This window comes from Adhaeribacter arboris, from assembly GCF_003023845.1.
GTDB classification, from domain to species: domain Bacteria; phylum Bacteroidota; class Bacteroidia; order Cytophagales; family Hymenobacteraceae; genus Adhaeribacter; species Adhaeribacter arboris.
The window spans coordinates 5665735-5677985 of the sequence record NZ_PYFT01000001.1 but is presented as its reverse complement, the minus strand read 5'-3'; the positions used below and the strand labels follow the sequence as shown (position 1 = coordinate 5677985).

The window sequence follows — 12251 nt, the reverse complement described above, 5'->3', positions numbered from 1 at the left end:
GGTAGATTACTTAATTTCTGTAAAGTCCACAACCTTTCCACTTTCTAACTTTCCAACCGGCAACTTAACTATCCTTGGCTTTGAATCGCGGTAATCACCACCGTGTTAAAAATATCATCCACGGTACAGCCGCGGCTTAAATCGTTTACCGGTTTGTTCAGGCCTTGCAGCATGGGGCCAATGGCCAGAGCACCAGTTTCGCGTTGCACAGCTTTGTAGGTGTTATTACCCGTGTTTAAATCCGGAAAAATGAGTACACTGGCTTGGCCCGCTACTTCAGAATTGGGCAATTTTTGTTTGCCCACTACCGGGTCTACGGCCGCATCGTATTGAATAGGTCCTTCAACTTTTAAATCAGGACGTTTTTGCTTCACTATTTCGGTAGCCCGGCGCACTTTTTCTACTTCTTCGCCCTCGCCGGAAGTACCCGACGAATACGAGAGCATGGCTATCCGCGGCTCAATCCCAAAACGTTGACTGCTTTCGGCGGATGAAATGGCAATCTCGGCTAGTTGTTCGGCGGTAGGGTTCGGGTTAACGGCACAATCCCCAAAAACGGATACCCGGTCGGGCAAACACATAAAAAACACCGACGACACAATGGAAACTCCGGGTTTGGTTTTCACGAACTGCAAGGCTGGCCGAATGGTATGCAAAGTAGTATGCACCGCCCCGGAAACCATCCCGTTGGCGTGGCCTTTGTACACCATCATGGTACCGAAATACGAAACGTCCGTCATCAGGTCGTAAGCCATTTCCAGCTCCACGTTTTTATTTTTCCGGAGTTCGTATAAAGTCTGCACGTATTCTTCGTAGTATTCCGATTCCGCCGGATCAATAATCCGCACCCGGCTCATATCCAAGGGCAAGCCCATGCGTTTTACGGCGGCGGCCATTTCGGCCGCATTGCCCAGGATAGTTAAATCCACAATTTCCTGGTTAATCAGTCTGGCGGCGGCCCGCAAAATGCGGTCGTCGTTGCCTTCGGGCAGCACAATGTGTTTCTTCTGGCTTTTGGCCCATTTCACCAATTGGTACTGAAACATGTGCGGCGTAATACCTTCGCGCGTAAACGTGATGATCTTTTGATCCAGGGCGGCCACATCCACGTATTTCTCGAAAGTATCAATGGCCAGTTCAATCTTTTTGGTATTATCCGGGGTAATCTGTGATTTAATAGCTCCTACTTCGGTGGTGGTTTGGAAAGTACCGGTTTTTACCGCAATTATAGGTACTACGGTTTGTAACCCCTCGATCAAGCGCAAAATAGGTTCTTCGGGTTCGGAGCCGGCGGTAAGCACAATTCCGGCAATGCGGGGATAATTAGCCGAGAGATTGGCCTGCAAGGCGCAAATAATAATGTCGCCGCGGTCGCCGGGGGTAACAATGAGTACGTTATCTTTTATATGTTTCAAAAAATTCGGCACTTGCATCGCTCCGGTCACAAAATTATCTACCTGGTTGGTGAGTTGCTCTTCCCCAAAAAGTAATTTGCCGCCCAGGTTTTCGTGAATTTCCCGCATGGTCGGGTTTTTTAAACTTATATCGTCCGGAATTACCGTAACTATTAAACCGGGAGGTAACTGATCCTGTAATAATTCGCGCACATCCGTAGCTTGCTCCGGGTTCACTTTATTGGCAATGAGGGCTATAATTTGCAGTTCCCGTGCCTCAAAATTGCGCAAAGTAGTTAATACCGAATTAATTACCTGAGCCGTCGTTTTACGTTCGCCGGACACCACCAAAATAATTGGAATGCCCAGGTTTTTGGCTACCATTACATTGATATCAAACTCAAACGCCGTTCCTTCGCCCACAAAGTCGGTTCCTTCTACTACCGTAAAATCGTAGTTTTCTTCGAACTGCTTAAACTTACCGATAATGGTATCAATAATTTCTCCTTCGTTATCCGCTTCAATCAGGCGCAGTACCTCCTGACCCGTAAAAGCAAAAGTATCGGAGTATTGTACCGGCAGATTAAAATAATTCACAATGGTTTGGATATGCACATCCTTCTTCTCGGCCGGATTGGACTGAATAATTGGTTTATAATAACCGATTTTTTGCGCTTTCCCCAGCAGCATGTTCACCAAACCTAGTGCTACCAACGATTTACCACTGTAAGGTTCGGCCGACGCAATAAAAATGGATTTAGTCATAGAGCTGATCGTTTAGACATAATAGCGGCAATAGTAAGAATATGGCTTCATACTACGTTAAAGTCTTTTTAGTTTTTAGCGAACTAGTTTTAATGAATGACCCAAGGCTGATTTTTCCCAAATAAATATAATCCATCATCGCCACCGGGCAAGTTTACAGGAACGAACCGAATTAAAGCCGTAAATGTTTTTAAGTCGCCGGACCCGAATAAGATGGCACGCGTTTATTTGCTTGAGTTATAAGATTATTCTTCCGGCATTTTCGTTATAAACGACATATCTATTTAAAAATAAATTTACCTTGTTGCTACAGAAAAGGACAAACGTATTAATCGCTCGTTATAGAATTGCCACCTGGTTACTTATAGTACTTACCTTGGTTTGCGGCGCTGCCCGGCAACCTACCGTAAAAATGGCGCCTATTGTTTTACGCCCCGCGCCCCTACCGTTTACTCCCAAAGAATTTTATATTGCCGAAGTAAAAGACGAACGCGAAGACCGCAAAGCGGTTGCGTATTTAATACCAACTCCGGCCTCGCCCGGTTTACCTTTGCCTACCACTCCCCAACCCGTAGATTTACAAGGAGGTGGCCTGGCAGGAATCCGCGAATTTATTCAGCGCAGTTGGTCTCAGAACAATAAACTACGCCCTCTCATTATTCGCCTGAAAGAATGTAAAGTGGTAGAAACTCCTGGTGCTACGAAAGGCCGGGTAGAGGGTAAAATTACTATTGCGCTGGCTTATGATTACCGGCGCGAAGGTAAACCGGTGCACTTGGTAGAATACCGGGGCGGCGCTCGTTACAGCCGGCCGGCAAATTCTTTTTCGGTGATAGAACCAACTTTGCGCCAGTCGTTAATTGCCGGAATAAGGTACATTAACATTTGGATGGACCAGGAAGCCGGCCGAAATGAAAAACTCGCCACCGGTATTCAGGTGAATTTTACGGATTACATTCGCGACGCCGAAGATGATACCGTTTTTTACACGCCTAACCGCCCTTTAAAGTGGAATGATTTTACGGCTACGCCTCGCGGCGGGAAATATGCCGCCTTGGTTTTCCCGAGTTTTGCTTACCAAGGGGGCAGCGAAGTAGTAAACGGCGTGATTCAGTTGAATTTAACCGTAAAAGTATACGTAATCCGGAGCTCGTCGTGGGTGAAAGATGCCGCCCGCGATGCCTACAGCTTAAACCACGAACAACGGCACTTCGATATTGTAAAACTGGTAGCCGAGCGCTTCAAGCGCAAAATTCAACCCGATAGTTTAACCCTGAACGATTATAACAGCATGGTGCAGTACAAATTTATCGAATCGTTCCGGGAAATGAACCGGATGCAGGAAAAGTACGATGGTGAAACCGGCCACGGCACCAACTCTGGGGCCCAAGAAGCCTGGAACAGCCGCATCGACGCCGACTTGCGTAAGTATGGTATTAAGCAATAAGTTGCGGATCTAGTTGGCACTTTTATTTTTAGAAACTTTTTACTGCCATATATTTTAAACTTTATTAGTCTGTAAAGCTTTCGGTACATTTAAAAGTATATAAGATCTATTCCGGTTATCGGTTGTTTTTGGGCGGATATATGGAATAAGTAGCTAAATTATATTGCCGATAACCGGAACAGTTCCGTATATCCGGTAGTTGTGGGTAATGAAAATAAATTTTAGAAACTTATATTAGCTTAATACTGATACATGGACTTTTTCTTCGCTAAGCTATTTGAAGAATATAAAAAGAAGAAAGAGCCTGCGGAACTTAATATTACGCTATACATAAGCTTTTTCTACTTCCTATTACTCTTCAGTATATATCTTCCTGTAAGTGAAGTTGTAAACAAACTGTGCTTCAATAACTCATTAGCTTATGATAAGAGTGTCTTGACCATCACTATATTCTGCATTTTAGGATTATTAATTTATATAGTTTATAAAAAGTACATTAGAAATAAGCACATTTATGATTTGGTAAAAAAATATAAAGGGAAAAGAATAAATAAGTTCATTCTTTATAGCCTAATAGTTTTACTCCCTTTGATTATATTTTTAATTGGACCAACAGTTACTGTCTTGCTAAAAGGAGGAAAGTTTTTAGGGTGTGAATTTAATGGATTGCTTTAGGAAAAGAATCACTACCCACAACAAAGTGCATAAGTCATGCTACGGCCGACGACCTTGCACGTCTCATGCACGAGACCGTTATAGGAAATTATAACAAGTAAATGGATATTTTATTTACTGAGAGAGAAGAATATAAAATTCGTGAATCTATAGGAACTGTAAGAGCGAGGATCAAAGCTATTGCGGAGAAAAAATGGTTCGAATACTCAGATAACCTTACAGGAAGTTTCAAAAGTAATGACACCTTTGAGTTTACTACCTTTTTCAACTTTATGATAATAGGCAGTGGAAGCTTCGGTTCTAAACCTGCCTATTTAAACGGAAAGCTAAAACAAGAGGAAAATGGTACAAGCATTTTGGTAAAATGTCGACCTAACATTGTTCTTATCTTCTTCTTTTACATAATCACTATTCTTTTTTTGGGTGAACTTTTCGGGATTGACACTTTTTTAGAAGTTCCTAAAGGTCTTGTTTTAATATTATTGCCCTTCTTCAATTTCATTCTATATTTTGAAATGCGTAGAGCAACCAGAAGACTGGTGAATAAATTTGAATCCATTATCCAAGTAAATAATAAAAACAACTACCTACAACACTAACTAAAAAGCATTAAAACGCCTTTTAGCCAAAACGTTGGGCGTTAATTAAATTATGAAAGGAATATTCTTTTGGGTTTTCACCACATTATTTCTTTTTAGCTGTAATAGCAAAAAGAAAAATGATGAGGACAAGATTAATTCTAAGATTATAGTTTATGGGAGTAAAGAATGGGAAAAGAGAAGAATTGAGGAATCTGCTCGAATAAGGAAATTAGCTAAAAAGAAGTATCCCTCTGCAACTTATGACCTTCTACCAATAACTAAGGACACTCTAATTGCCGCAACACAGTACAATGGGTTGGTGCTGACAATGGATGCTGGAAAAACTTGGAATGAAGTAGCAACACCTGGATTAATCATCAAGATGACTATAGACGTTGAGGGACGTATATGGGGGATTCATAGCTGGCAAGGCATACATGAAGCAGACCGGAGTACTTTATATTTATCTAATAATAAAGGCAGAAGCTGGATCACATATGAATTAGATACCAAAGAGTTATTTCCAGCAGACTTTTATTCTCAACCAAATGAGCCATTGAAGATAATTGACTATAATAACAAGATTTATAAATTGGTAGATACCAGCTCAGAACTTAAGTGGACAATCGTTGATTCTATTTCAAACAGCCAAGAATCTCCAAACCCATGGATAAGAAAAGAATTTGTGAAAGACGCAAAAGGAAGAAAGTGGATGTACAATAGAGGTGGTATTTTCTTAATAGGAAAAGATACAGTAAAAGTATATTAAACAAATCAGCGCCCAACAAAACCTAAAGCACATTAAAACGTGCCCTAGCAGAAACGTTAGGCATTATTTAAGAAAACCTATCTTCCAGAATATAAATCAGAGAACAATATTTACTTTTAGCATTACTATCGTAAAGCAGAAGTATAATTATATCTTTTGGCGCAAAAGAGACAGAGAAGATTTGGAATGGAGAACGGGTTACTAAACTCTAAATAGGAATCCAGGCAATTGGCAGACGTAAATTGAGGATGCTGAACAACTCACAGAATATAGCGGACTTGAAGGTTCCTCCTTCTAATAGATTAGAAAAGCTGTCCGGTATTCTGAAGGAATTTTACAGCATCCGAATAAACGATCAGTGGAGAATCATCTTCAAATGGAACAACGGACAATCTTCGGAAGTAGAAATCATTGCCTATCATTAAAGAAATGGAAAAATTACCTAATATTCATCCGGGAGAAGTATTGCAAGAAGAATTTTTTGTGCCTCTAAACATTACGGCTTACCGGTTATCTAAAGACATAAATATTCCTCAGACCAGGATATCAGAAATCTTGAAAGGCAATAGGAGAATTACTGCGGATACATCCCTTAGATTAAGCCGCTACTTCGGCAATTCTCCGAAATTTTGGCTTGGATTGCAGCATGATTATGATTTGGAACAAGAAATGATAAACAAGCAGAAAGAGCTAGAAAGTACAAGAAAATTTGAGAAAAACGCTGCTTAACCAAAGGTATATATAACCCTTGCTGCGCTGGAGCAAGCTTTGCATGCACGTTGCCGTGGCCAGCAATATTAAACTTCCCAACCACTATTAAAGTTACCCTTGACAGTTTTCTTAGACAACCGACTTAGAGCGAAATAAGCCGGTTAAATAAATGATAAACGATATGGAAATTATTTTGCGTCCGACAGAACCAAAGGATTTAGAGACATTCTTTATTTTTCAGTTGGACGAAGAAGCCAATCACCTAGCTGCATTTACCTCCGTAGACCCAACTAACAAATCAGCCTACATTAGTAAATATTTAAAATTATGGAACGACCCAACGGTGAATATGCAAACCATAATTGTCGACAAAATTATTGCAGGAAGTATAGCAAAGTTTGAAATAAAAGGCGAAGCAGGAATTACCTATTGGATTGACAAAAAGTTTTGGAATAAAGGAGTGGCCACAAAGGCCCTTAAAAATTTCTTAAACGTTGAAAAAACAAGACCTATTTTCGGAAGAGTGGCCTTTGACAATTTCGGTTCACAGAAAGTTTTAGAGAAAGGTGGTTTTGTCAAAATTGGCAAAGACAAAGGCTTTGCCAATGCCCGAAAAACGGAGATAGAAGAATTTATTTACCAATTGAGCTAGCATAAAACTAGCGGAAACAAAAACATTGCTGCCAGCATAATAAGACAAAAAAATAGCAAAGGCATTACTTTTAAAGCTAGGAACAATTCGTAATTAACATAACTTTAATCTACTTCAGGAATGCCAAACCCTGAATTTGGCAATACCCCTGGAATAGTAGCAGTAAAGCATGATGGCGACAAATCCTTTCATACTAACTTACTTCTTCATACTGCCGCTTTTAGCCCCAAAATTGTCGCATCCCCCCCGTACGGCAACGTATTCTTAACTAGATTTGTAGCGTACTAAAATTAGTTTAAAAGAAGCTTTTTAAAATAAATTATAAGAGGAGGTAAAATTGTCAGCTTCCCCGCAAATAGAACTGTTTCGGAAGAGAAAATATCTTAACTTAGAACAGTATTTATGAAAAGGAAAACCTTCACTCCCCAACAAATTGCCAAAATCCTCAAGGAGTTTGAGGAAGGCAAAAGTGCCGCTGATATTAGCCGGGAGCATGGTGTGAGCCAAGCGGCTTTTTACAAGTGGCGTCAGCGCTACAATGGCATGGATGCGACCGAGCTCAAGCGGCTCAAAGACTTAGAAGAAGAGAACCGACGGCTCAAAGCCATGTACGCGGAACTAGCTTTGGACCTGAAGCTAGCTAAGGAGATTATTGAAAAAAAGCTCTGAAGCCCTGTCAGAAGCGCCAGATGGTGCAAGAAGTACATCAGCAGCCTCAGGCCGGCATCAGCAGGGCGTGCCGGGTATTAAACTTAAGTAAGTCGGTGTATTACTATCAATCGCATAAAGAGGATCAGCCAGTAGAGCAAGCTTTACGGCAGAAAGCCGAGCAACACCCCCGAGAAGGCTTCTGGAAGGCTTTTGGACGATTACGCCAGGAAGGACAGCCTTGGAATCATAAACGGGTCCACCGCATCTACACAGCCTTGGGCTTAAACCTGCGGCGCAAAGCGAAAAAGCGATTGCCGGCCCGTATTCAACAGCCTTTACAGGTGCCGAAAGAGTTAAACCATACCTGGTCGATTGACTTTATGAGTGATGCTTTACTGAATGGCAGAAAGTTCCGCTCCTTCCATGTGTTGGATGATTACAATCGGGAAGCCTTGCATATGGAAGTGGATTTCTCCTTAAAAAGCAACCGGGTAGTCTGGGTGCTGAATCATTTGATTAAACGTAGGGAAAAACCTAAGCGGATTAGAATGGATAATGGGCCAGAGTTTATGGCTACCTTAATGACTGAATGGAGCCAGATACATGGAATTGAGTTTGTCTTTATCCAACCCGGCAAGCCGACGCAGAATGCCTTTGTGGAACGGTTTAACGGTACTTTTCGCCGGCATGTTTTAGATGCTTACTTATTTGAGAACCTCGAGGAGGTAAGAGAAATTACAACAGGGTGGTTACAGGATTACAATTATAAAAGACCCCATGATGCTTTAGCCGGAATGGCACCTATGGAGTTCGCCAGAAAAAAACAACTTGACCTACTATTATCCACTTAAACAAATTTATACTTTTACCCAGTTCTAAAAACGGGAAGCTGACAAAATAATATGCGAAAAATAATTGTGCTATCCATGATTACGTTAGATGGGGTAATGCAAGCACCTGGCGGACCGGAAGAAGACACCTCCGGCGGCTTCCAATACGGCGGTTGGGTGGCGCCTTATGGCGACGAAGTTGGTGGCAAGTTCATGGAAAAACTCATGAAACCGGCCGATCTGCTTTTGGGCAGACAAACATTTGAGATTTGGGAGAACTTCTGGCCCGAACATGCCGATCGCTGGCCGGGTATTAATGAGGTTACAAAATACGTTTTGTCCACGACCCTGAAAAAGTCAGATTGGGAAAACTCCGTTTTCCTGGAAAGCCTGGCGGATATCGAAAAGCTCAAAAATTCCGATGGTTCTGACATGAAAGTTTGGGGCAGCAGCCAGCTCATTCAGCTACTATTAAAGCATGATTTAGTCGACGAACTCTGGCTCATGATTCACCCGTTAACGCTGGGCGAAGGAAAAAAATTATTTGACAACGGTCCAATTCCGGCTGCATTTACCTTAACCGAAAGTACTGTTACCTCCACGGGCGTTATTATTGCCCATTACCAGCGAGCCGGGGAAGTTAAGACGGGAACTGTTGGCGCTTAAGGTGAAATAAAATTAAAAAACAATTGCTTCATCCGGGAGATGTAGGCCAGCCCACGTCTGCATCACCCACTTTTATAGATGCTAATTAAAGGGTTAGGTAAAAAAAAGCTAGGATATACGAGCAATAATGTTCCGAAGAAAAGCACAAACCATTATCAGGGTAATTCAACCAATGCGGCTGACACCAGGATTTAAAGAAAGGTTTTTTTCTAACTAACCTACTACAAGGTTGCCGCAAGGAGTTGTTCATTCTTTAGCTAGTAGTTGTCTGCTTCTTTGCCTTTATAACAATTTCTAAACCCTAACAGTATAGAGAGCAATAGCGGGTAGTATCTTTTTGAATAAGATTTTCTAATTTAACCGGCACTTTACCTTGCCTTCAACCCTTAAAGCCTCGCCTATGAAAACCTTATACCTGCTTCGGCACGCGAAATCGAGTTGGAATTTTGAAGAACTCAGCGACCACGACCGGCCTTTGAATAACCGGGGCCGCCACGACGCTCCTTTAATCGGTCGGGAATTATTATCGCGCGACATAGAACTGGATTTGATTATTTCCAGTTCGGCGGTGCGGGCGCTTACTACCGCCTCGCTGGTAGCCAAAGAACTAGACTACGAAACCAGCAGAATGGTAATCGACGAAAATATTTACGGCGCCAGCAAAGAAGAATTATACCGCATTATTCAGAAAACGTCCGATGCTGTCGATAGCCTGATGCTGGTCGGCCATAACCCGGATATTTCCGACTTGGCGAATATGTTATCGCCGGAACATATTGTGGATATGCCGACGGCCGCAGTCGTAAGCCTACGTTTTACCTGCCTTTCTTGGAAAGAGATTAATCAGGAAAATGCGGCTCTTCTTTTTTATGATTTCCCGAAAAACCACAAATAATTTATACATTTTCTTCTTTTACTTAACTCTTCAGGGGCTTTTCTGCGTAAGGCTATCGGCGATTTACCTTAAATTGTGATGGAAGAGAATAAGAAAATTCAGAGTCGCGAACTTAGCTGGCTGGCTTTTAATTACCGCGTGTTGCAGGAAGCCAAAGATGCTTCGGTGCCTTTGTTGGAGCGGATTCAGTTTCTGGCTATTTTCTCTTCGAACCTCGATGAGTATTTTAAAGTGCGCGTGGCTACGCTCAAACGGCTAATTCAGCTTAAAAAACGCACCCGTCAGAAATTGGCCCAAGACCCGAGCGAAGAATTAGACCAGGTTTTAGTTGAAGTAGCCCGCCAGCAGGAAAAACTAGGCGAAACTTTCCGTAACCAGATTTTGCCCGCTTTACGCGCCGAAAAAATATATTTACTCGACGAAAAAACCCTCCGGCCGGAGCAGGAACCCTTCGTCCGGGATTATTTTGCCCTAAAAGTACAAGAATTATTAAAGCCGGTGCTGCTTACCCCAGAAGTAAATTTCTTTTTCCTGAAAGATCAAACGCTTTATTTATTAATCGAGCTTACCCAAGCCGGGCAACCAGCTGCTACCGCTATTCTGGAAGTACCCACCCAAAAACACGGCAGCCGTTTCGTAGCATTGCCTACTCAGCAAGCCGAGCATTTTGTCATGTTTTTGGACGATGTGATCCGGTTTAATTTACTGCAACTATTTCCGGAGTACGATTCAGCTACGGCCTATGCCATTAAAATATCCCGCGACGCTGAACTGGATATGGAAGAAGAAGTTTCCGAGAATTTACTAGCCAAAATTAAACGCAGCCTGAAGAAGCGCGAAATGGGTTATCCCTCGCGCCTGCTCTACGACAGCGCCACTCCTCCTTTACTCATCGACGCTATTTGCCGGCTGATCCATATTACCTCCGAAGAGTTGGTAAGGGGTAGCCGTTACCATAATTTTCGCGATTTTTTTGGCTTTCCGGATTTTAATTTAACGCACTTAAAGTATTTGCCGCAGCCTGCTTTACCGCATCCGGAATTGCACAACCAAAAAAAATTACTCCCGGCCATTTACCAGCAAGATTTCTTACTCCATTATCCGTACCAGTCCTTCGAATACGTATTGCAGTTTCTGAACGAAGCCGCCGCTGATCCGGCGGTTACTGCCGTAAGTGCCACTTTATACCGGGTGGCCGATAAATCGAAGGTGGCCAAAGCTTTGGTAAAAGCCGCCAAAAAAGGCAAAAGAGTAACGGTAATAGTGGAGGTAAAAGCCCGCTTCGACGAAGAATCTAATATTAATTGGGCGCGCAAACTAGAAAAAGCCGGGGCAACCGTTATTCCGGGTTTACCGGGCTACAAAGTGCATGGTAAGCTATGCCTGGTAACGCGGCAAGAGAAAAACGGACCGGTAGACTACGCGTATTTAAGTACTGGTAATTTCAACGAAAAAACCTCGCGCATTTACGCCGACCACGGTTTGTTTACCAGCGATGTTCGTCTGACAAAAGAAGTACAAAGCGTATTTCAGTTTTTCCTGGACCGCGACTCTAATAAGCAGTTCCGCCACTTGCTGGTGGCACCCTTTAACATGCGTAACAAGTTTGTAAAACTGATTAATAAAGAAATTAAAAATGCGCAAAAAGGTTTAGCGGCCTACTTAATCTTAAAAATGAATTCGCTGCAAGACGAAGCTATGATTTTAAAATTATACGAAGCCAGCGCGGCCGGCGTGCGCATCGATTTAATTGTACGGGGAATTTGCTGCCTGAACCCGGGCGTAAAAAACTTAAGCGAGAATATTCACGTGCGCAGTATCGTAGACCGTTACCTGGAACATGCCCGCGTGTTTATTTTCGGCAATAACGGCAACGAAAAAATGTACATTGCCTCCGCCGACTGGATGACCCGTAACTTGAGCCGCCGGGTAGAAGTTGGGTTTCCTTTGTTCGACGAAGCTTTACGCCGGGAAGTACGCCACCTAATCGAATTACAACTGCGCGACAATACCAAAGCCCGTACTATTCAAAATAAATACCTGCGGAATGATGGTAAAGAAACCCGGGCGCAATTTGCTACTTATTCGTACCTCCAAAACCTGTACCAGGCAGTTGAATCTGTACCAGCGGCAAGCCAGTAAACAGGTAATAATTCTGCTTTCCGGACGAGGACAAGAAGAGAAAGCTAGGCCGCTAAAATACCCGGCTAAATTC

At 42.6% G+C, this 12251-nt stretch carries 10 protein-coding genes and 1 pseudogene; 10 read left to right on the top strand and 1 reads right to left on the bottom strand.

The annotated features are described in order from the left end of the window. Positions 1 to 68: 68 nt before the first annotated feature. Positions 69 to 2159: a phosphate acetyltransferase gene (pta, locus tag AHMF7605_RS23090; RefSeq protein ID WP_106932352.1), complete on the bottom strand. Its 2091-nt coding sequence runs from the start codon at positions 2157 to 2159 to the stop codon at positions 69 to 71. Positions 2160 to 2460: 301 nt separating this feature from the next. Between pta and AHMF7605_RS23085 the strand changes: the two genes are divergently transcribed. The 10 genes and pseudogenes from AHMF7605_RS23085 (at position 2461) to ppk1 (ending at position 12178) form a co-directional block, all read left to right on the top strand. Continuing rightward, on the top strand, positions 2461 to 3606 hold the full coding sequence (locus tag AHMF7605_RS23085) for a hypothetical protein (RefSeq protein WP_233219226.1): 1146 nt from the start codon (positions 2461 to 2463) through the stop codon (positions 3604 to 3606). Between the two features lie 776 nt (positions 3607 to 4382). Next, positions 4383 to 4880, top strand: a complete 498-nt coding sequence (locus tag AHMF7605_RS23075; protein ID WP_106932350.1) for a hypothetical protein — start codon at positions 4383 to 4385, stop codon at positions 4878 to 4880. 52 nt (positions 4881 to 4932) lie between these two features. Further along, positions 4933 to 5631 (top strand): beta propeller repeat protein, encoded by a 699-nt coding sequence (locus AHMF7605_RS23070; RefSeq protein WP_106932349.1) that lies wholly within the window; start codon positions 4933 to 4935, stop codon positions 5629 to 5631. Between the two features lie 143 nt (positions 5632 to 5774). Next, positions 5775 to 6056: pseudogene (locus tag AHMF7605_RS23065) on the top strand (type II toxin-antitoxin system RelE/ParE family toxin). Positions 6057 to 6060: 4 nt separating this feature from the next. Beyond that, positions 6061 to 6360 (top strand): HigA family addiction module antitoxin, encoded by a 300-nt coding sequence (locus AHMF7605_RS23060; protein ID WP_106932348.1) that lies wholly within the window; start codon positions 6061 to 6063, stop codon positions 6358 to 6360. A gap of 163 nt (positions 6361 to 6523) precedes the next feature. Further along, on the top strand, positions 6524 to 6994 hold the full coding sequence (locus AHMF7605_RS23055) for a GNAT family N-acetyltransferase (protein WP_199200298.1): 471 nt from the start codon (positions 6524 to 6526) through the stop codon (positions 6992 to 6994). A gap of 402 nt (positions 6995 to 7396) precedes the next feature. Further along, positions 7397 to 8496, top strand: a protein-coding gene (locus AHMF7605_RS23050; protein ID WP_394336215.1) for an IS3 family transposase whose coding sequence is annotated in 2 segments (ribosomal slippage) — positions 7397 to 7658 and positions 7658 to 8496 — 1101 coding nt in all. Because the reading frame shifts where the segments join, the coding sequence is not laid out codon by codon here. 51 nt (positions 8497 to 8547) lie between these two features. Beyond that, positions 8548 to 9141 carry a dihydrofolate reductase family protein gene (locus tag AHMF7605_RS23045; protein WP_106932345.1) on the top strand — a complete coding sequence of 198 codons (594 nt, stop codon included), beginning with the start codon at positions 8548 to 8550 and terminating at the stop codon, positions 9139 to 9141. Positions 9142 to 9541: 400 nt separating this feature from the next. Beyond that, positions 9542 to 10036 carry a SixA phosphatase family protein gene (locus AHMF7605_RS23040; protein ID WP_106932344.1) on the top strand — a complete coding sequence of 165 codons (495 nt, stop codon included), beginning with the start codon at positions 9542 to 9544 and terminating at the stop codon, positions 10034 to 10036. A gap of 78 nt (positions 10037 to 10114) precedes the next feature. Further along, a complete protein-coding gene (ppk1, locus tag AHMF7605_RS23035; RefSeq protein ID WP_106932343.1) occupies positions 10115 to 12178 on the top strand; it encodes a polyphosphate kinase 1 in 2064 nt (687 codons plus the stop codon). The last annotated feature ends 73 nt before the right edge of the window (positions 12179 to 12251 follow it).

Coding starts and splice junctions, on each gene's coding strand:
- AHMF7605_RS23075 (WP_106932350.1), top strand. CDS start 4,383: ATGGATATTTTATTTACTGAGAGAGAAGAATATAAAATTCGTGAATCT.
- AHMF7605_RS23040 (WP_106932344.1), top strand. CDS start 9,542: ATGAAAACCTTATACCTGCTTCGGCACGCGAAATCGAGTTGGAATTTT.
- pta (WP_106932352.1), bottom strand. CDS start 2,159: ATGACTAAATCCATTTTTATTGCGTCGGCCGAACCTTACAGTGGTAAA.
- AHMF7605_RS23055 (WP_199200298.1), top strand. CDS start 6,524: ATGGAAATTATTTTGCGTCCGACAGAACCAAAGGATTTAGAGACATTC.
- ppk1 (WP_106932343.1), top strand. CDS start 10,115: ATGGAAGAGAATAAGAAAATTCAGAGTCGCGAACTTAGCTGGCTGGCT.
- AHMF7605_RS23070 (WP_106932349.1), top strand. CDS start 4,933: ATGAAAGGAATATTCTTTTGGGTTTTCACCACATTATTTCTTTTTAGC.
- AHMF7605_RS23060 (WP_106932348.1), top strand. CDS start 6,061: ATGGAAAAATTACCTAATATTCATCCGGGAGAAGTATTGCAAGAAGAA.
- AHMF7605_RS23045 (WP_106932345.1), top strand. CDS start 8,548: ATGCGAAAAATAATTGTGCTATCCATGATTACGTTAGATGGGGTAATG.